The organism is Salipaludibacillus sp. CUR1 (assembly GCF_021028955.1).
Lineage (GTDB): Bacteria > Bacillota > Bacilli > Bacillales > Salisediminibacteriaceae > Salipaludibacillus.
In genome coordinates this window covers 66,659-86,252 of record NZ_JAIWPE010000058.1, presented here as the reverse complement: position 1 = coordinate 86,252, position 19,594 = coordinate 66,659, and the positions used below count along the sequence as shown (strand labels likewise).

At 40.2% G+C, this 19,594-nt stretch carries 25 protein-coding genes; 7 read left to right on the top strand and 18 right to left on the bottom strand.

What is annotated here, in order from left to right; genetic code table 11:
• Positions 1 to 75: 75 nt before the first annotated feature.
• Complete coding sequence (locus K8O68_RS12720; RefSeq protein ID WP_230897251.1) at positions 76 to 1,173, bottom strand: MGDG synthase family glycosyltransferase; 1,098 nt, start codon at positions 1,171 to 1,173, stop codon at positions 76 to 78.
• 183 nt (positions 1,174 to 1,356) lie between these two features.
• On the opposite strand from K8O68_RS12720, the gene K8O68_RS12715 reads away from it, so the two are divergent.
• Both K8O68_RS12715 and K8O68_RS21465 read left to right on the top strand, forming a co-directional pair.
• Complete coding sequence (locus K8O68_RS12715) at positions 1,357 to 2,847, top strand: alkaline phosphatase family protein (protein WP_230897250.1); 1,491 nt, start codon at positions 1,357 to 1,359, stop codon at positions 2,845 to 2,847.
• 24 nt (positions 2,848 to 2,871) lie between these two features.
• Positions 2,872 to 3,003 carry a hypothetical protein gene (locus K8O68_RS21465; protein WP_255717190.1) on the top strand — a complete coding sequence of 44 codons (132 nt, stop codon included), beginning with the start codon at positions 2,872 to 2,874 and terminating at the stop codon, positions 3,001 to 3,003.
• Between the two features lie 38 nt (positions 3,004 to 3,041).
• Here the strand turns inward: K8O68_RS21465 and K8O68_RS12710 are convergent, their stop codons facing one another.
• Together K8O68_RS12710 and K8O68_RS12705 are read right to left on the bottom strand one after the other, a co-directional pair.
• Positions 3,042 to 3,920: a diacylglycerol/lipid kinase family protein gene (locus K8O68_RS12710; protein ID WP_230897249.1), complete on the bottom strand. Its 879-nt coding sequence runs from the start codon at positions 3,918 to 3,920 to the stop codon at positions 3,042 to 3,044.
• Between the two features lie 53 nt (positions 3,921 to 3,973).
• The gene (locus tag K8O68_RS12705) at positions 3,974 to 4,609 is read right to left on the bottom strand and encodes a lysophospholipid acyltransferase family protein (RefSeq protein ID WP_230897248.1); all 636 of its coding nucleotides are present in this window, start codon (positions 4,607 to 4,609) and stop codon (positions 3,974 to 3,976) included.
• Between the two features lie 122 nt (positions 4,610 to 4,731).
• On the opposite strand from K8O68_RS12705, the gene K8O68_RS12700 reads away from it, so the two are divergent.
• Positions 4,732 to 5,823 (top strand): class II aldolase/adducin family protein, encoded by a 1,092-nt coding sequence (locus tag K8O68_RS12700; RefSeq protein WP_230897247.1) that lies wholly within the window; start codon positions 4,732 to 4,734, stop codon positions 5,821 to 5,823.
• Positions 5,824 to 5,992: 169 nt separating this feature from the next.
• On the opposite strand, the gene K8O68_RS12695 is transcribed toward K8O68_RS12700, so the two are convergent.
• Entirely contained in the window at positions 5,993 to 6,844 is an 852-nt protein-coding gene (locus K8O68_RS12695) for an STAS domain-containing protein (RefSeq protein WP_230897246.1), read from the bottom strand.
• A 328-nt stretch (positions 6,845 to 7,172) separates the two neighbouring features.
• Between K8O68_RS12695 and K8O68_RS12690 the strand changes: the two genes are divergently transcribed.
• The 4 genes from K8O68_RS12690 (at position 7,173) to K8O68_RS12675 (ending at position 11,022) form a co-directional block, all read left to right on the top strand.
• Positions 7,173 to 8,126, top strand: coding sequence for an NAD(P)H-dependent flavin oxidoreductase (locus tag K8O68_RS12690; RefSeq protein WP_230897245.1), 954 nt, complete (start codon positions 7,173 to 7,175; stop codon positions 8,124 to 8,126).
• 271 nt (positions 8,127 to 8,397) lie between these two features.
• Positions 8,398 to 8,595: a cold-shock protein gene (locus K8O68_RS12685; RefSeq protein WP_093046995.1), complete on the top strand. Its 198-nt coding sequence runs from the start codon at positions 8,398 to 8,400 to the stop codon at positions 8,593 to 8,595.
• A gap of 165 nt (positions 8,596 to 8,760) precedes the next feature.
• On the top strand, positions 8,761 to 9,951 hold the full coding sequence (locus K8O68_RS12680; protein WP_230897244.1) for a M14 family metallopeptidase: 1,191 nt from the start codon (positions 8,761 to 8,763) through the stop codon (positions 9,949 to 9,951).
• Positions 9,952 to 10,173: 222 nt separating this feature from the next.
• Complete coding sequence (locus tag K8O68_RS12675) at positions 10,174 to 11,022, top strand: M55 family metallopeptidase (RefSeq protein ID WP_230897243.1); 849 nt, start codon at positions 10,174 to 10,176, stop codon at positions 11,020 to 11,022.
• A gap of 345 nt (positions 11,023 to 11,367) precedes the next feature.
• Here K8O68_RS12675 and K8O68_RS12670 read toward each other — a convergent pair whose 3' ends face one another.
• From K8O68_RS12670 to gvpU, 14 genes are all read right to left on the bottom strand, one after another.
• A complete protein-coding gene (locus K8O68_RS12670; protein ID WP_230897242.1) occupies positions 11,368 to 12,153 on the bottom strand; it encodes an ABC transporter permease in 786 nt (261 codons plus the stop codon).
• Positions 12,150 to 13,094, bottom strand: a complete 945-nt coding sequence (locus K8O68_RS12665) for an ABC transporter ATP-binding protein (protein WP_230897241.1) — start codon at positions 13,092 to 13,094, stop codon at positions 12,150 to 12,152. The genes K8O68_RS12670 and K8O68_RS12665 overlap by 4 nt, the downstream gene beginning before the upstream one ends.
• A gap of 459 nt (positions 13,095 to 13,553) precedes the next feature.
• Complete coding sequence (locus K8O68_RS12660; RefSeq protein ID WP_230897240.1) at positions 13,554 to 13,739, bottom strand: hypothetical protein; 186 nt, start codon at positions 13,737 to 13,739, stop codon at positions 13,554 to 13,556.
• Between the two features lie 39 nt (positions 13,740 to 13,778).
• Entirely contained in the window at positions 13,779 to 14,105 is a 327-nt protein-coding gene (locus K8O68_RS12655; protein ID WP_230897239.1) for a gas vesicle protein, read from the bottom strand.
• Between the two features lie 53 nt (positions 14,106 to 14,158).
• On the bottom strand, positions 14,159 to 14,476 hold the full coding sequence (locus K8O68_RS12650; RefSeq protein ID WP_093047000.1) for a gas vesicle protein K: 318 nt from the start codon (positions 14,474 to 14,476) through the stop codon (positions 14,159 to 14,161).
• A complete protein-coding gene (locus K8O68_RS12645) occupies positions 14,477 to 14,716 on the bottom strand; it encodes a gas vesicle protein (RefSeq protein WP_230897238.1) in 240 nt (79 codons plus the stop codon).
• Between the two features lie 32 nt (positions 14,717 to 14,748).
• On the bottom strand, positions 14,749 to 15,600 hold the full coding sequence (locus tag K8O68_RS12640; RefSeq protein ID WP_230897237.1) for a GvpL/GvpF family gas vesicle protein: 852 nt from the start codon (positions 15,598 to 15,600) through the stop codon (positions 14,749 to 14,751).
• 35 nt (positions 15,601 to 15,635) lie between these two features.
• The gene (locus K8O68_RS12635) at positions 15,636 to 15,893 is read right to left on the bottom strand and encodes a gas vesicle protein GvpG (protein ID WP_230897236.1); all 258 of its coding nucleotides are present in this window, start codon (positions 15,891 to 15,893) and stop codon (positions 15,636 to 15,638) included.
• Positions 15,890 to 16,651 (bottom strand): GvpL/GvpF family gas vesicle protein, encoded by a 762-nt coding sequence (locus K8O68_RS12630; protein ID WP_230897235.1) that lies wholly within the window; start codon positions 16,649 to 16,651, stop codon positions 15,890 to 15,892. Before K8O68_RS12630 ends, K8O68_RS12635 begins: the two co-directional genes overlap by 4 nt.
• A 26-nt stretch (positions 16,652 to 16,677) precedes the next feature.
• Entirely contained in the window at positions 16,678 to 17,787 is a 1,110-nt protein-coding gene (gene gvpN / locus K8O68_RS12625; RefSeq protein WP_230897234.1) for a gas vesicle protein GvpN, read from the bottom strand.
• 5 nt (positions 17,788 to 17,792) lie between these two features.
• On the bottom strand, positions 17,793 to 18,068 hold the full coding sequence (gene gvpO / locus K8O68_RS12620; protein WP_230897233.1) for a gas vesicle protein GvpO: 276 nt from the start codon (positions 18,066 to 18,068) through the stop codon (positions 17,793 to 17,795).
• 82 nt (positions 18,069 to 18,150) lie between these two features.
• Positions 18,151 to 18,420, bottom strand: a complete 270-nt coding sequence (gvpA, locus tag K8O68_RS12615; protein WP_093047006.1) for a gas vesicle structural protein GvpA — start codon at positions 18,418 to 18,420, stop codon at positions 18,151 to 18,153.
• A gap of 15 nt (positions 18,421 to 18,435) precedes the next feature.
• A complete protein-coding gene (locus tag K8O68_RS12610; RefSeq protein WP_230897232.1) occupies positions 18,436 to 19,014 on the bottom strand; it encodes a YtxH domain-containing protein in 579 nt (192 codons plus the stop codon).
• 159 nt (positions 19,015 to 19,173) lie between these two features.
• Positions 19,174 to 19,566 carry a gas vesicle accessory protein GvpU gene (gene gvpU / locus K8O68_RS12605; protein WP_230897231.1) on the bottom strand — a complete coding sequence of 131 codons (393 nt, stop codon included), beginning with the start codon at positions 19,564 to 19,566 and terminating at the stop codon, positions 19,174 to 19,176.
• Positions 19,567 to 19,594: the final 28 nt, after the last annotated feature.

Below are 19,594 nucleotides of genomic sequence, written 5' to 3'. Positions count from 1 at the left end.
CTTTTTTTTAGCCTTGAATGGCCGTAAAGGCCCAATGACAAGCCCCTGCCACTGCATTGAAGGCGCCACCTCCGTTTAACGGGCCAGAATTTCCTGTATGATATGAGACGTGGCTTCCGGCTTTTTCAGGAGTCGAGCCCCGGATTTTAAAGTTTCGTACATACTTGCTTCGTACAATACTTTTTCAATCATTTGAGGTAATTCTTTATATCGCGTTGTTCGTATGGCTGCTCCTGCAGATGTTAAATAATCTGAATTATGTTCTTCATGTCCCGGAACCGTGCTGAATATAACAATAGGAATTTCACAGGCAAGAGCTTCAGCCATTGTAACGCCTCCTGCCTTGGAAATTAAACCGTCGCTTGCTCTCAGATATAATAGAAATTGGTCTGTAAACCCAATGACCTTTACTTTATGCTTACTTTTCTGATTTATAATACGCTGTTTTACTCCCTGATTATGGCCCACCATACATAGAATCTGGACAGGTTCAGGCAGAGTTTCCAATGCTTTTAATATGTTTACGTAATTCGTTAAGCCCATCCCTCCCCCTGCAATTAGAAGGGTTTTAATATTTTTGTCAAGCCTTAATTGTTCTCGTGCAGCAGCTTTAGGAGTCTGCAGACAGTGATTCTTTAAGATAGGAATACCTGTTGAAAAAAAACTGTCCGGAGAGACTTGATGCATCGCTGCAAATTCATCAACTTTATGAGAAGCTGTAAAATAACCGTCGATTTCCTGTCTAAGGTAAGCAGGATGCAGGACAAAGTCTGTAATCACTGTATATAAAGGGGCTTTAATTTGTTTTTTTTGTTTTAATTTTGATAAGAAAGCTGTCACAAATGGATGCGTTGAAATCATAAACGGACAGGCCCTTTCTTGGACCATGGCGTAAAGCTGGTCAACAAACAAGGACCCAAATTGGTCCAGCAGCAGAAAAAGAGGGTAGTCTTCCGCATAAAAATACATTTTCCTCCACACGCCGGGGCTTATTTTGAGTAACCTTAAATAACTATGCAATACAAAATGATGAAGATAAGGATGAATGGCATGAAAAGTGTCAACCACTTCAGCATTCAAACCCTTAATCAATAACTCTTCTTGCAGAGCTTTAGCTGCCTGGTTATGTCCGTTCCCGATGGATGCTGAGAAAATTAACGGTTGACCTTCCATTTCCTTCCTCCTCCTTTCTCTCATAAATTCATTACTCTCATATTTTCCTGCCTCATGCCTTTAAGACATTTGTAACCGGCGACTCTCTTCTGTTACATAGTCAGGACTTTTTATTTACATAATAATCTTAGGAAGCAAGTCAGAATATTTATCTTTATTTTCCACCTAATAAATCTGAAAAGGATGATAGCAGTGAATCAAACGGAAAAGCGCATGGTTATGCTCATGCTGGATACTTTAATGGATAAACCTCTGCAGCAGGCGTTAAAAAATGAACATATCCCTGCTATCAAGTATTTTATGGAACATGCCGAATATTATCCCGGAGTGGTAGCCCCTTTTCCTACCATGTCAGTAAATGTTGAGAGTACGCTGTTAACAGGGCACTACTCAGACCGTCACGGCGTGCCAGCTTTAGTCTGGTACAAAAAGAATGAAAACAGAGTGATTAATTACGGAACGCATGTATTTGAATTGGTCAAACTCGGTTTAACAAAAAGCCTTTATGATGTTATGTACCGGTTAAACAATAAACATTTACGGAAGGATGTCAAAACGATACATGAAGAATTACAAGCGGCCGGGAAAATTTCAGCGTCCATTAACCCTCTTGTCCACAGAGGCCATACTGTGAAGGAAATAACAGTTCCAGGGCTGATGCGTTATTTTATTAATATAAACAAAACAATTAAAACAAGGACCAGTGACACATTTGTATATGGACGATTATCAAGTCTGAGTACTTTAAAAAAACACAGTTACATTTGGAACAAATACGGTTTTAATAACAATTTTTCTGTGCAGGAATTTTCTTATTTAATTAAAACGAATAATTTGCCTCATTTCTCACTTGTTTACTTCCCAGATCACGATAAAAATGTTCATAAAAAAGGACCTATTGATTTGGAAGGCATTAAAGAAATGGATAAGCAGCTTCAGACCATACTGGAATCCTTCCCTACATGGGAAGAGGCTCTTAAAAACAACATATGGATAATAATCGGCGATAACGGCCAGGCAAGAGTAGGAAAAAATAAGCAGAGCGCATTAGTGGAGATACGGAGATTATTAAAACCGTTGAGAATTACAAAATTACGAAAAGGGGTGCGAAAAGAGGACCAGATCGTACTGGCAAACAATTTGAGATCATGTTTTGTATACACCTTAAACCATGAAGAAGTTCCTTTAACGGAAATTGCAGAAAAGCTGAAAAGAGACGATCGCATAGATATGATTGCATGGAAATCCAACGATTGGATTTATGTCACCTCTGGCGGAGATGGCGGAGAGTTTAAATTTAAACAGGGAAATGATCTGAAAGATGAATATAACCAGTCATGGACGATTGAAGGAGAAGCATCAGTGCTTGATGTGAAGATTCAGGGGAAAGCGGTAACTTATGGAGATTATCCAGACGCTTTACAGAGGCTTTACAGTACGCTTCACTCCCATGCAGGAAATTTTGTAGTAACCAGTGTGAAACCAGGACACGAATTTATTACCGAAAGCTCCCCGTCTCATCCAAAAGGGGCAAGTCACGGGGGGTTTCATAAAGGTGACTCCCTAATTCCGATGATTGTCACCGGAACAGATTGTTCACCGGACTTTTTGCGTATTGTAGATCTAAAAAACTGGATTCTAAACCTGCTTATTCCAAAAGAACGTAATAATTGACTATTAAAAAGGAGAGTAAGGCAAATGAAAACTAAAATTGATAAACTTCAGCATCTTATGTGTGAATTTGTTCACTCACTCTTTTTCCTGGAATACGAGCATCTTCTGACCAAAGAGGAAAAAAACAACTTTCATGGAAGAAACAAAAAACAGTAATCAATGAAGCAGGCCCTTATCTAATTGAAAAGGGCCTGCTACACAACTCTTATAGCGTTTTTTTCGACACGTATATAAACCGGGCTTTCCATAAACTGTTCGCCATCGCTTTGCACAAGAACAGGAGGATTGGAAGAAATGTACACTTCCTCTCCCTGTAATAAAGTAACGTTATTAATATGCCTCCCTTTATAGGCCTGGGGAAATAACCATAACAACTCCCATTTTTTTATTCCATGGACTATACAGAGGTTTAAGAGCCCATCATTATATCGGGCCTCAGGGCAAATATGAATTCCCCCTCCATAATTTGGTGAATTAGCCACTGCTACTAACCATACATCTTCAAATATCTTTTCAACTCCGTCAACCGTCACATGGACTCTGGTCGGCTCATAAGTCGTTAATGTTTCCAGCATACTTACAACATATGACAGGCCCCCGAGACGGAATTGATTTAGAGGTTTCTTATAAGGGGCTTCATTAACTGTTTTTGCTACTTGGCCATCAAACCCTACTCCCGTCACCGTCAAGCAATATCGGCTGCCGAGGTCCAGTAGATCAACCTGTTTAGAATCATTAATAAGAATTCTTTCAAGCGCCTGCAGGGAATCCATCGGGATACCTAAACACCTGGCAAAATCATTCCCTGACCCTGCAGGAATAACCCCGAGAGGTATATTACAGTAAACAAGCCCGTTAGCAACTTCATTAATTGTCCCATCCCCGCCCAAAACAACCAGTGCTTTAATATTCTCTCTTAAAAGTCCGGGTACTAGTTCCATAGCATGCTGCGGCCCTTCCGTAAATCTTGCTGAATAAGGCAATTTTTTTTCTTTAAGAGCTTTTTCTACGCGTGCCCACACTTTTTCTCCCCTTCCATTTCCGGAAGTTTTATTTATTATAAATCCATGCATATTCACTTTTCCTCCTGAAAGTCAAAAATAGATTTAATATCATTCTGGTAACATTAGATTTTTTCAAGCGGAGGCAGGGAACCTTTCTGCGGCAAGATGGCTTCCCCGCTGTCCTTTTTTGCTAATTCTCTGGATTTCTGCATTAACCGGTTTGCAATAGCCTGGTAATCCGGATTTTCAGATTCAGCGATTTTGATAAATTCTCCTATGCTAACCATTACTTTTCGGCGGAAACTCATTTTTGTCCTGCTGAAAGTAATAGAAACCGGTAAAACAGGAACGCCGCTTTTTACAGCAAAAAAAGCTACTCCTTTTTTAGGTTCTTGTATCTTTCCCTCTTTTACTCTTGTCCCTTCAGGAAAAATTCCTATGATCTCACCTTCTCTTAGCAATCTCAGTGTTTGTCTGACCGGTCTGATCGCTGAACCGGAATACCTGTTAACCCGTATCATCTCCAGCTCGTTAAAAAACCAGCTGCTCACTGACGTTTGAAACAATTCCTGTTTGGCTAAGAAATGAATGTGTCTTTCGAATAGAGATGCAATAATGACAGGGTCAGCACAGCTTAAATGATTGGCTGAGATTATAAAAGATCCGGCACAATGTAATTTCTCTTCCCCTTTTATTTCAATTTTATAAATCAGCAGCAAAATAATTTTAGCAATTCTGCGCAGGAAAGTGTAGACCACTTTTCGTCCCCCCTTTACTTATCTCTGAATAATTTTTGTTAATTCGAAAATAATATTCCTGAAGCTTGGTAATTTTTTCTCAGTTCCTATATCTTTTAATTATGTAAGTGGAGGGATCGTAAATGAGCACATTTACTTGCACAGGAGAACCAGTAGACCCGTACTCGGAATGGATAGTGGACGGTATAAGGAGAACTTTTTCGAATCAAGGATATGAGTATCTGCCTAACCCGAAAGATGACATTAAACTTGCCTTTCACTTTGTAGATCGTGACTCGCCAAGGCCTTACCGGAGAAAAGCCCAGGGCACTTTTGTCGTTTCCATCGTGGAATCCCGCAGCACCCCCCGTGAAGTGAGGAAAGAGGCTTATCCGTATTTAATAAGAAGCCTCGCCAACCATCTCATGTATGTTTGCCATGGGGAGGAAGAAACACAACTGTATTTTTTAACACCGGAACAAGGGAACTACAGTATCACGTTTGATCCTAAGAAAAAAGATGATAAGATTTTTGATAAGATTTACGAACGGCTTGAGCCTCTCGCTTCCTCCCAACTCGTGATTAACAATGATTTTTATGAGAATTTACCTGAATCTCTCTGGTACGGCGATGAGATAACGAAGTCTTTAAGTGTTTCCGGAAAAAAATTAGATGAAATGAATCTTCTGCCAGCGCCTTTCCCTCTTAAAGAAGTACTGCCGGAACGGGATATTCGCCACCTTAATAAGTTATACGGAATTGGGGGTTTAAGTTACGGGAACCTCAGTGCCCGGAAGAATAAAGATCATTTCTGGATGAGTGCAAGCGGTATCGACAAATCCAAAATGTCTGAGGTTGGAAAAGATTTTCTTTATATAACCGGGTATGATGTTAGCAAAAATGCGATGAAAGTAAGTATTCCTCCAGGTATCAAGCCTAAACGGGCCTCTGTCGACGCAATTGAACATTGGATGATTTATCAGGAACACCCTGAGGTTGGGGCAATCGTCCATATTCATGCCTGGATGGACGGCATTGAAGCTACCGAAATTAATTATCCTTGCGGAACAGTGCAATTAGCAGAATCAGTGGCTAATCTTGTAAAACGAGCCCCTGATCCGGCCCGGGCCGTTATTGGGTTAAAGAATCATGGGCTGACTATCACCGGCACCAGCCTGGATGATATTTTTGCACGAATTGAGGGAAAAATCATTCCTGAAGTGCCTATGCGATAACCTTAAATAAGATTGGAAGGCTATTCCATACACCTGTCCCTCTGTATTTTAAGCTTATATTCAAACTGAGTAAGGCAGCACGAAAGAGGCATGAATCCAGTAAAATACTGGTTTCATGCCTCTTTAGATGCCCGCTTTACTTTCAGGGCTCCTTTAAAGTTTTTACACTTTAAAGATCTTTACAAACTCCATAATCTATTAAAGCTTGTCTTAAATTGCTGACTATTTTGAAATGCTTTATTTCAATACCTAATGACACGATTGTTTGTGCCGTTTCCGGTCTTAAACCGCTAAGAATTGGAGTCACCCCGAGAATTTTTAAAGTTTTCATAAGGTCAGACAGCCTGCTGGCAACAAAAGTATCCATTACAAGTACTCCGGATAAATCAATAAAAATAAGTTCAAGTTTGTGGCTCATCGCATCCCTGACAACTGTATCCATCAATACAGCCGATCTGTCTTCATCGAGATGTCCGATAAGTGGAAGTACAGCAATCCCTTTAGAAATGGGCACAACGGGAGCTGACAATTCTTTAATAAAATCGTGGGAGGCATTTATTTTTTCCTCATGATCTTCGATAAATGCGGCTGTAAAAGCGTACGCTGCCTCATCCAGAAAGTCATTCAGAATAAGTGAAGCTTTAAAAACCGTATCAGAGGCTACATTTCTCTTTTTTGAGAAATCTTCTATAAATTCCCATATTATTTTCCGGTAAACTTTTGTCACTGGTAAAAGATCAGTCAGACTTGCCCCTTTGGAAACCCCATATTTACCGAGTTTTTTAGCCCACTCTTCAACCAAATAACTGCTTCCATTATCAGAGAAAGCCTTCCCGCAAATTTCGATTACTTCAAGCCTTCTTTCATACAGTTCTTCCTCCAGAGGGGCATGTGACGCCTTTTCTGAACCTGAATAAGAAAAAAGTGAATCGACGATCAATTCTTTATTTCCTCTTATCTCCTTTCCAATCTGCTCCAGATCTTTAATGACTTGAGCGTTTTCTATATTGTATTTATTCATAACAGCTCCAACTCCTAAAATTAAACACGTTCTTTAATTTCAAGTAAGTTATTTTTTGTAAAAACTTCTTTCTGATCCCCTTCTATACTCTTTTCACAGAGCTCATTCTACTAGTAATCTAAAGCCTTCGCAACTTCTTTCACACATTTGTTTCTTATAAAATGCCTTATTGTTCAACCCACTGACATATTTTGTTTAAATTTTATGAAACTTTTGTGAATAATCATCTAATATTAATACCTGATACTAATTTTACCGGTAATTATGCCCCTTTATATGGTACACTTTAGTCGTTCTTCTGATTAATTAACAGCAAAGGGTGAGTTAAATGAAGTTACCAGAACTTAAAATTGCACATATGAGACCGAAACTGCCAATTCTTCAAGGCGGAATGGGAGTACGGGTGTCTCTAAGCAATTTAGCTTCAGCGGTCTCAAATGCAGGGGGAATAGGGATCATTTCAGGCACCGGTATTTGTGCTGATGAACTGAAAACACATATTCGTAAAGCAAGGGAAAAAACAAAAGGGGCCGGCTATATTGGAGTCAATGTCCTCTACGCGATGACTGATTTTGCAGAAACTATGAAAGCCGCTATGGAAGAAAAAGTGGATTTTATTATTTCAGGGGCTGGAATTTCGAGGGATATGTATAATTGGGGAAAACAATCTAATACTCCTGTGATATCAATCGTTTCATCGGCTAAATTAGCTAAAATGTCCCAGCGGCTCGGGGCTGCAGCTGTAGTAGTGGAAGGAACAGAAGCAGGCGGCCACCTTGGAACAGATCGGCCTCTATTTGACGTTTTACCTGAGGTCGTAAAAGCAGTTGACATTCCAGTCATCGCTGCAGGAGGTATAATAGACGGTAAAGATGTCCGGCGGGCTATTGAAGCCGGGGCTTCAGGTGTGCAGATGGGTACACGCTTCGTAGCCAGTGAAGAGTGTGATGCTCCTCTTTCATTTAAAGAAAAATATTTGAAAAGTAAAGAAACGGTATTAATTGATTCAGTTGTCGGTCTTAAAGGCCGCGCTGTACCGAATAATTTCACTGAAAAAATAAGCAATCAACAACGTTTGAAAATCGATAAATGCGTTTCTTGTTTAAAAAAATGCTCGCACCGTTATTGTATTTATGATTCGCTGCTTAAATCTGTTGGCGGTGATGCAGAGGAAGGCCTTATCTTCAGCGGCGCCCGGGTTGGCGACATTAAAGACATCCTCCCTGTCGAGAAGATCTTAAATAATATCCAAAAGGAATTTTATCAGGCTCAAACTGTTTAAGTGTAAAGGAAACACAGTTGCCGAGACCATTGGAAGCTTTTGAAAGACCCAAGACCTTCTTATAGGAAGAGTTTAAAAAAAGATTTTTTTGGAAAAAAACTAATTTACAGCTATCTTTATGACTGAAGGCATGCTATACTAGGAATCACTGGTTGACGTTCGGATATGACTGATAGAGAAATACTTTAACGAGTGATTTTCCTCTTGAACGAATAAATGAAGAGCTCAATAGTAATAATTCGCGGAAAAATCCGCACAGGAGGAATTTCTAATGACACAAGGTACAGTAAAATGGTTTAACGCAGAAAAAGGTTTCGGTTTCATCGAAGTTGAAGGACAAGACGACGTATTCGTTCACTTTTCCGCTATTCAAGGTGAAGGTTTCAAATCACTTGAAGAAGGTCAAGCTGTAACTTTCGATATCGAACAAGGACAACGTGGCCCACAAGCTGCTAACGTTCAAAAGTAATGATATAAAAGGCCCCCAGCAGGGCCTTTTTATTTTGGTTATTTATATGCCCCTTCTTATTTCCCCTTTACTCCTGTATTTCCCTATATTTATATCCTGCTGATAATAATTTCGCTCTGCAATTCATACGTTTTAAAATAATCCTACAGCAAGGGAGATTAATGTATGAATATAAGAGTACGCCGCGGCGATAATTTTTGGTATTACAGCCAGCTTTTCGATGTCCCGGTAAATTTGATTTCCGATTCAAATCCGGGTGTGTCGCCCACCGCTTTGCAAATAGGACAAATAGTCAGGATTCCAGGCTATTATGTCACATTTTACACGATAAGACCTGGTGATACTTTGTGGAGACTTGCTAGTCAGCTGGGTTTGAACATTGATGCGTTATATCTCTTAAATCCAGCAGTTAACCCGCTTGCCCTTCAGGTCGGCCAGGTCCTTAACGTGCCTGTTAGAGTGGTAAATCCGGTTGTAAGAGGCAGAAGGCCCTATACTTCTGCTGCTTTAACGGCTGATATCAGCCAGCTTATTGAGATTTATCCTTTTTTAAGATCGCGTATTATTGGCAATTCTGTTATGGGTAAAAACCTGTTTGAACTTCAAGTGGGCAAAGGAGCAAAAAGAGTTCATATGAACGGTTCGTTTCATGCAAACGAGTGGATAACGTCTCCTATTTTAATGCAAACCTTAAACACATATTTATTAGCACTGACTAACAGAAGCGACATACGAGGGCTCTTTGTTTCTCCTTTCTATGAATCTGTCCTGTTGTCAATCGTACCTATGGTGAACCCCGACGGCGTTGACTTAGTTATAGAGGGAGCACCTCCGCAGGAACCCTATCGGACGAATGTGTTAGCAATAAATCAAGGTAATCCCGATTTTTCAGGATGGACTGCAAATATTCGCGGAGTAGATTTAAATAATCAATATCCTGCTCTGTGGGAGGAAGAAGCAGCAAGAAAACCAGACCAGCCTTCTCCAAGGGAATTTCCCGGTGAAGCCCCTTTAACTGAGCCGGAAGCTATTGCACTAGCTGAATTAACAGCTGAATCTGATTATGACCGGGCACTAGCCTACCACACACAAGGCAAAGTTATTTATTGGGGTTTTCAAGGGCTTGAGCCGCCTGAGTCACAAATACTTGTCAATGAATATGCCCGGGTGAGCGGGTACCGCCCCATCCGGTATGTTGACAGTTTTGCAGGGTTTAAGGACTGGTTTATCCAGGAATGGAGGCGGCCCGGGTTTACCGTAGAATTAGGCAGGGGAGTCAACCCTTTGCCCCTCAATCAGTTTGATCAAATATATGAAGAAAATCTGGGGATATTTCTTGTTAACTTAATCAGGTAATTTGATAAGGAATAAAGACTTCGTGGTGCACTCCATGGAGTCTTTATTTATGAATAATATATAAAATGCATTCTTTTTCTGAAATACATCCCAATGCTGAGTGGTTTAGGATTACCTCTCATACCTGCCGCACCTAAACTTTTAGTTTTATAGGTCACCATAATATGTAAAATTTATGTGGTATGATAAGGAAAAGGCTTATACAAGGGAGTTATCTTTATTATGAAAATTTTTATATCTTCGGATATTGAGGGCGCTACAGGTGTAGCCACAAATCACCAGTTAACTAAAAACGATGAATATCAGCGTTTTAGAAAAATGATGACTAATGATGTCAATGCTGCTATTGAAGGGGCCTGTGAAGCCGGTGCTACTGAAATCTTAGTCGCTGACGGGCATGGTAACATGTCTAATATTTTCATTGAAGAACTCGATCCAAGAGCGCGGCTGATTAGCGGCAATAACCGCCTGATGTGCCAAATGGAAGGCCTGGATGAAAGTTTTGACGGTGTATTTTTTATCGGGTATCACGGACGTGAAGGAGGATCTGAAAAGGCGGTAATTAATCATACATTGGCGGGTATATGTGTTTGGGAAATTAAAATTAACGGGCAGCCTGCAGGAGAAGCAGAAATGAACGCAGCTTTGGCTGGCCATTTCAATGTGCCTGTTTTGCTTATATCCGGAGACGATGCGGTAGCCGAAGAAGTAAAGAAAAACCTTCCTCGTATTGAAACAGCTGTAGTAAAACGGGGGTTGGACAGGATAGCCGCTGACTTAATGCCCCCTCTTCAATCAGCTGAGCTGATTAAAGAAAAAGCCAGAAAGTCGGTCAAAAGAATTGGAGAAATAAAACCTTTTAAAACAGCACTTCCGGTAATATTTGAAATTACTTTTAAACGGACAAACCAGGCATACATGACTACTACTATACCTGGAGTAGACTTGATTTCTCCTAAAACGATCCGGTTTACTTGTGAAGATTACGTAACAGCTTATAAACTTATGTGGGGTTGTGTCATTATTGGAATGGCCTCTACAGACGGGGTTTTGGGCAGAGTTAACGCCTAAAGTAGCGGTTTGCTAAAGATTGGCTAACTGTATTATTTATTTCCCCCTTTTAGAAAATACCCATTACAAGACTTGATTAATGTTTAATCAAACCACTCCGCCGCATTCAGCCTGTAACATTTCTCCAGGCCGTTTAGGCGGAGCAAATTTATGATTTTCTGTACCAATGACGATAGAGAAATTCATATCCATTTTCAGGGTCTAATATGAACATGCCTCTGCACAATCTTAGTTACTCATATAAATATTATGTTAACTTATCGTTACTTCGAGAGCAGTGAACTCAAGCATAAGTTACCACGCAATACCAGTTTTAAAAATATAAAGTTTATATTCCATCCTTTATCATTCTCTTTTAAAAGCACGGGTGGCACTTCTCACTGAAAACGCAACTGTCACTGCACACACCGCACCTATCACTGCAAATCCGGAAATAATCGGACCCATTACCCATCCATCGATCAGTACGGCCCTCATACTTTCAAATAAATAGGTTGTCGGATTAATTATTGCAGCTGCTCTTAGCCATTGTGCCTCAATAAGTTCAAGAGGGACGAATGTTGTGCTTAAAAAGATCAGCGGGAAAAAAATCAAAGTTCCGGCCTGTGCTGCTTGGGCGTTTTTTGTTTTAAGAGCAATTGCAACAGAATAACCAGCAAATGCCAGGCCCCAGCCTACTGTCAGTAACAAAATGACAAGCACACCCCCTGGACCGGCCTCTACTTTTAAACCAAGCAAAAATGCTACTCCAAGTATAATCAGTGTCTGTACGATTAACTGGAGCATACCTGCAATGGTAGGTCCCAGGACTATTGCGAGCCTCGTCACAGGTGTTTGAAGCAGCCTGGCAAAATAACCCGATTCCAGATCACGAACAAGGGACTGACCGGCCCCGCCGGCTCCTCCGACTGCTGCCGAAACAATTGAAACTGGCAGAATAAAAGATAAGTAATCAGCTCCTTCAAACTGTGGAAGCTGGGCTATTCCGCTTAAACCTCCTGTATAAACAAGAAGGAAAAATAAACTGATAAACAAGTTTGGGATGAAAGTAAACGGGTTTCGAATCAAAACGATTAAACTTCGTTTTGTTAAAATCCAAGTATGAATCATAAATGCCTGTACGAGATTCATTCTTTTTCCTCCTCTGCCGTTACCCGTATAAACACATCATCCAATGTAGGAGAAGTAACATCCAGTCTGGCAACTTCAATTTGTTCCCTGGACAGTGCTCCCAGCAGTTGAACCACATGCCGGTCAGCTTCCTGTATCGAAACGGTCACTATTTTTCCTTTCTGATAGTCTGCTTTACTTGACTTGCCAAGTAACCAGGCTGCTTTTCCAGCCTCTTCTTTATTTTTAAATTCAAACGTGATTAAATCAGCTCCAACTGACTCTTTTAATTCTTCAGGGGGCCCTGAGGCGACAATTTTCCCCTCATTTATGATACTAATATAATCCGCCAGCTGATCCGCTTCTTCCAGATATTGTGTAGTTAAAAAGACTGTCACACCCTCTTCTTTATTCAGCCTTCGTATTTCGTTCCACATCGCTTTCCTATTTAGAGGATCCAGCCCTGTTGTAGGTTCATCCAGAAACAGGATTGCCGGTTCATGTACAAGAGTAACAGCAAGATCGAGCCGCCTGCGCATCCCCCCGGAATATTTCTTTATTTGCCGCTTCCCCTCATTTTCCAGACCGACCATTTCAAGTAAATGAGTTGCTCTTTCTTTCGCCATCCTCCTGGTCATATGAAAAAGCCTGGCTTGATATTCAAGTATTTCTCTCCCTGTTAATTCTTTATCTAACCCTGTTTCCTGTAACACGACACCAATTTCCCAGCGCACCTTATCAGGATCTGTTTTCACATCAAACCCGCCCACTTGAACAATACCTGATGTAGGCTCACTAAGAGTCGTGAGAATTTTTACAGCTGTAGATTTACCGGCTCCATTAGGCCCTAAAAAGGCGTAACATTCCCCTTTGTCAACTTTAAGAGAGATACCATTTACTGCCGTGAATCCATCTTTATATACTTTTACAAGGTCTTTGATTTGAATCGTTCCTTCCCCCATCCGTCTCCCCCCTTTATAATCAGCTTAATGTCGATCCATTTAACCAAGTTTCTTATTATATTACATGGAAATTCTGCTCTTACAACAAGTATTCACCCATGCTCGTATAAATACAATATAATTTACAAATTATAGTAATTTTATTTGGCTGATTCACTCCCTGCGAAGGCTTACACTATAGGCATAAATACAACAATGAGTTAGCAGGATAGCTGTCACCTGACTGAAATCACATATTTTATGCTTTGTCAGAGTTACCTTCTTTGAGTTCAAAAGCGAAAATCCGAAGAAATATCTTAATGATATCCCTTCGGATTTTCTTAATGGCTACTATTCTTTTCTCTCAGCCTTAATGTCTATTATTAAATCTCCAGTCGGTCTGGCCTGGTTAAAAAAGAAAAAAATACTGAATACACAAACACACAATTCTTCACAAGAATTGTGTGTTAACCGGTATTATTACTGTTCCCGATCCTCTTTGTCCTTATTTGTCAGCCCTGTTCTGCCTCTCAGCACGTAATCCGTCTTAATCGGCAACCCGGATTTAGTTCGGCTTTCCTCACTCCGGATCACTGTTGAACGATCTTGCATTTCCAAATCGCTCAACAGTCTTTTAATATCTTTCAGCACATCTTTTTTATTCATTCAGATCACCCGGCTTTCTGCAGAAAGTCTGAATTAAATTTAGCTTTCTGTTTCAGCTTTCTCACCTAAATGCTCTTCAAGCTGCTGAATACGGTCGTGCAGCTGATCGTTTTCTTCCTTAATCTCTTCAATTCTTTGTCCTTTTGAAGAATAGTGAGGATCTGTTTCCCACCAGTCCATTCCAATTTCTTTTGCCTTATCTACTGAAGCAACTAATAAACGGATTTTAATAGTTAACAATTCAACGTCTGCTATATTAATCTGGATATCTCCTGCTATAACTACACCTTTGTCAAGAACTGTCTCCAGTACGTCGACAAGACTATTAGACACTGTTGATTGTTTAATAGGTTCATTATTATTCATTCTTTTCCTCCCTCTGAAATCAGCTCACTTAAAAGCTCTCTTCCGGAAAACGATTAGAGCAGGTTTCCAAGTGGTCCAAGATCTATATTCAAATCGTCGTCGTCGAGACCGAAAACCTCTTTTAATTCTTCCATTTTTTCCTCCAGGTTCATCAAGGCCACTCCTAATTGTTCTTCTTCTTCGTCAGTAAGTGTGCCTCCTTCTACACGGCGCATAGCCTGGCGTTCAACAAGTTGCCTGAGAAGTTCGATGACGGTCATAACAAGTTGTGCCAGCCCTTCTTCAGCCTTTTCGGGATCAAGAGCCACTTTTCCAGTTGGACGGTGTCCTTCAGATCCTGTCGTGGTCACTAGTTCCTGTTTCGGTTGCATTTATAACACTCTCCTTTCGGATTTATCCATTTGCTGTTCGAGCTCTTCCACACTCGGTTTTTCTCTCGCCTCCATCAACGTTTCAACAGAAGATAAAAGAATGCGCAAATCAAGATAAACAAGGTCTATGCCGGCGATGGAAATAGTAATATCTCCCTGGAGAACTACACCTTTATCCAGAACGGCATCCAGTATATCAAGCAGTGAGACGTCTCTGTTTTCTAATGTTTCTGTCTGCAATAGATTTCCCTCCAGATCAAAAAATGTACACTTCAGCTTTCAACCTTTGGCGATTTTGATTTGAAATTGGCAAAGTGATATGCCGGCCAAGGCCCGGTGGACTCAAAACGTAACCCTTCATTCTCTTCATCAGATTTTTCCTGATAAGATCTTAAAATTTGCTTAAAGGAATTTACGTCATCACCAGTTTCCAGAAGGTAGACACAGTTCCATGCCATATCATCTTCTCTGCCAGTGATTTTCTGGTCCCAATTTTTCTTCACTTCCGCATTCTTGCTTAGCTTTTTTAGTTCTTCATGAATCGTTTCGGTTTTCCTTTTAATATGAGCCTGAATTTCATCATTAATAAACTGATCGAGTTTCTTTCTCGCAAAGAATTGTTTTCCTTTTGAGAGATTGGAAATCTCTCTCTTTTTTTCTTCAATAACCTGATTATTTTCCAGGACACTCTTAGAAAAAACATCTCTGTCGGCAAATACTTTTAGATTCCACTCTTCTTTTCCTTTCACTTCTTCAAGGATGACCTTCATTTGGCTGTTATACGTTTTCATCACTTCAGAAAGCCGCTCGTTATGCTCATAAATAGTTCCAAATTTTAATGGTAAGACAGTAAACACCTGATGTAATCTGTTCATAAGCTCGTGATGATGGTAGGCACGCTCCTGAAGCCACTTCATATCCTCTACATTACGTTTAAAATTATCTTCTGAAAAATCATCGGCAGATACCTTGCAAATAACCGCGGCGAGTCCTTCTGTAATATAAAAATCTATTTCATGTTGGGGATCAATGCCTTTTAACTGGCCAAGCTTCTCTTTTGAAGCTTCATCTGCTGGTACAAAAGCATAAACATATATTAGTTCATTGGTTTCTGGTGTGGTCAATTTTTATTCACTCCTTCGGCTATACCTTGAGGCGGTTAACGTTCATCTTCAAGAGACTGCCTTAATTGTTCCTGTTCTATTTCTTTAGCGGTCCGGTACCTTACCATTAATTCGTCATATTGGTTTTCATAAGCTTCCTCTGAAATTTCATCCATTTCGAACATCATTTCTAAATGAACGAGTTTCTGCTGGATGTGGTCCACGTCATACAATTCTTTATCCACTTCTTCTTTAACTTTTTCACCAACAAAGCGGACTGTATCAAGCGGCCATGTAAATAATTTATGAATCATGAGGCATCTTCCGCTTTAATCTTTATATCTATGAAATTATAAGCGGGCCAAGGACCAGTGTACTTGAACTCAGTACGATCCTTCCATTTTTCATAAAATTCATTTACTTTTTCATCGAACTCTTTTTCTTTAGAAAGATCAACCAGAAATGACGCATTTAACACCATCCGCTCTCCGATCACTTCATTGCTTTTAGCTGCATCGGCTATATTAGCCAGTGGGCGGAAGACTTCACGCTCAAAGTCCAGGTGAATGCCCTGGACAAATTTTTGAGCGGCTTCACCGGCACGCATTTTATCATAATGAGTGGCCGACTGTTTTGTATCTTGCAGTGCCTGCTTCATTTTAGCTAAGTCTTCCTGATTACCCGCCTGCTCTTTCATCCAATCTTTGTTCCCGATAATTTTTAATCCAACTTCTATTTTATTTTCAATCGTTGGGAAGATTTTCTTAAACTTATCATAAAGCCGTTTAATAAGGATTTCTGCATCTTCATCCGATTCTAAAACATTTCCAAAACTCATAGGGATAACGGTTGTGTAGGTCATTAATTCCGCTACCACCTGCTGATGAGTTTTTAAGTTCTCCCGGGTAGGATCGTAAATTTTTACAGGTGCTTGAGCAACTACCATCGCCTGGTCCTTATAAGGCACCGTGTACGTCTTAGTTGTATTGCCGTCCAGTTTAATCTTTTCCTGCTTAAAATCTGCATCAGCTTTAATTACCCCGAATAAATAAACTCCCTGATCCATACTCATCTCACTTCTCTCCTTTGCCTTACTTATTAACTTATTTCATCTTGAAGCCACTCTTCAGCTTCTTTGGCTGAGTTTACATCTGCACACTTTATAACATGCGGGGAAAGCACATCCATACAGACTCTTAGAAATTGTTCATTATCCTTTGAAATAGGAATATCAGATTTTTGACATACCGTCGCAATCATTAAAGAAGCACGTATACTTGGCCCGTGCTTACCCTCATTTTCACATGCTTTTCTCACTTTCACGACGTTTCTTAATATGAGGTCTGCTTCTTTTGCCAGAACTCCTGTTTTTTCCCTGAGTATAGACCTCTCAGTTTCCCGATCCTGATCCATCTCTATGGTGATGAGGCGGTCCATAAGAGCATCCTGAGTATCAAACACGCCTGCATATTCTTCAGGATTGGATGTAAATATAATTCTGAAATCCTTATGAACTCTCATAAATGACTGTTTCTGTTTTGTACCGTAAAGAGGAAGCACACCTTCTTCAAGTACTGATAAAAACAAATTGTTTGTTTCCGGCGACGAACGCGAAAATTCATCGTATATGACCGTATAGCCTTTTTGCACGGCTTCTACAAGACGGCCGGGATGCCATTTTTCTTTTACTTCCACTTGTTTTTTATAGACTTGCCGTACAAAGTTATCAATTAGTTTATCACTTGTAAACCCTGATATGCCGCCAAGCAGATCGACGTTGTTCATCTCATGGTTTCCATGCAAAAGAGTAACCGGTCTGTCAAATTGAGCGGCAAGATGGAGAGCCATGGCTGTTTTCCCTACTCCGGTAGGACCGGTTAAATGAAGGGGGTAACCTGCCTGTAAATAAGGTTTCATGCGGCTAACCAGTTTTTTTACTTTTTCAGTTTCCACAAAACCCGACCGGTCAAGGGGATCACTGGCTGTGCTTTTATTTTTTGCCGGGACCTCTTTTTCTTCCGTTTTTCTGGCCGGCACTTTAGTGTCAGATCTTTTTTTCAATCTGTCCCCACGGGTACTAAGTGTTGATTTATTCGGACGGCTGGACGGCGCCTTTTTCCGCGATGTTCGTGCAGGCTTATTAGTGTTGTCTGATCCCGCCCGGCTTCTGTTTTGTTTTTGCTGTGACTGAGCTGCTGTGTTAGCCAACCGCCTTACCTCCCTTCTTCTTCCTCACTCTTAACAGAGGTGCGTTGTCTTAATCGTATACGTTCAAATGAGATAACATCCATGTCTTCATCCAATTTGGCTATATACTCACCTATCAGCTGATCTCTTCCGTACCTTTTCATATATTCTTTTTCTTCTATTACTTCAACCCCTACTTCCCACTGCTCTTCTTTTTCCTGGACTGAAGTAATCCGGTGCACCGGTCTGACATGCTTTTCAAAAAAAGAACTTACTGTATCCATTATTTCTTCTAGTTTCATATATTTTCCCGCCTTTTTTTAAAGAAATAGAAGCGGACATATGCGTAACACATATGCCGCTTTTCTGCTATTTAACTCTTAACTATGCGAAATTCAACTGTTCCTGTCCTCTTCCTTCTTCAGAGGTTTCTAAATCTATTTCTCCTTGAACTTCATCTCTTAAGAGTCCTACAGCTTCTGCATAGCGTAACCAAGTATCCACACTTGCAATAACTACCCGTGCTTCAATAGTAATTAATTCGATACCCACTAAAGATATACGGGCGTATAAATCAATTACAATTCCTTTATCTAAAATACGGTCAATTACTTCCGCCAGGCTGGATGAATCTGTACTTTTTTGAATAGCCATTTTTACATCGCTCCTTTAAGGTTTCTTTATTTGGTCAACACCTTTAATGTCACTCGCACCTTTAATATTTGAATACCCTTTTACTTCCGAGTAACCTTTTATATCACTGGCTTTTTTAATGCCATCGCCAGAATTCCCTGATCCTCCGCTCGGATTTGTCAGTTCATTATCCTTGACTTCTTCTTTGGCATTTTCAGCCTGATCTTTAAGAGTGCCTTTTATTTCCTGGCCTCTCTCTTTTGCTTCTTCAGCTTTTTCTTTCAGCTGTTCTCCAGCTTCTCCAAAGTTTTCTTTTATTTCCTCTTTGGCATCGCTCATTTTTTCAAACGTATCATAAAATTTTTTACCTATTGCTCCGGCCGCCGCTGCATTTTTTGTTTTTGGCATATCATCAACGACATCTTCAGCTTCATCTTTAGCTTCATCTTTCACTTCCTCTTTCACTGCTTTGAAAGATTTTTTAACTTTTTTCCGAATATCGTTGTTTACCATTAATGCGGCACTGCCGGCAAGTCCTGCCCCTCCCGCGACTAATGCTTTTTTTGCTGTATCGCCGGAAATAACAGAATCCTGATTATTTTCTTGCTCTGCCATTTATAAGAACCACCTCTCTTTTAAAATGCAGGTCATTCACCTGATATTATGATGAATGATATTGGTGACGGGTGGTATCTATAATGCACCTCTACCCTTAAGAGAGGCGCACTTAAACATCCGAATCATTCAAGATATAATTATTCATCCTTAAAACTGCTATTCGGCAGTTACTTTTCCTAAAAAGAAACCGTCAATTTCTGTTAATTTCCCTCTCCATAAGACAGCTCCTTTTGAAGGTAAGGATTTACCTGACTCACTGAATAACTTTGCATTTTTTAAATGAACGTAATTGGTGGCAGGTGATTCCTCTTCTTTCAAAGAATCTGCTGCTTCTTCCAGTTGTTCCCTTATGGCGTTTTCTCCGTCATCTTCCTCAGAAAACTGACCAGACATTTCTTCCAGATATTCTGCAGCCGAAATAACTGTCCCTGTTACAACAGACCCTTTAACATTCAGGGTAATTCCTGCACTGTATTCCTCGGTATTTGCTTTTTCGGTAAGCAGTTGCAGGATAGGATCAACTTCCTGCTTTTTGGATTTCTCACTCATCTTTTCACCCCTTCTGTGGCAAATTTGC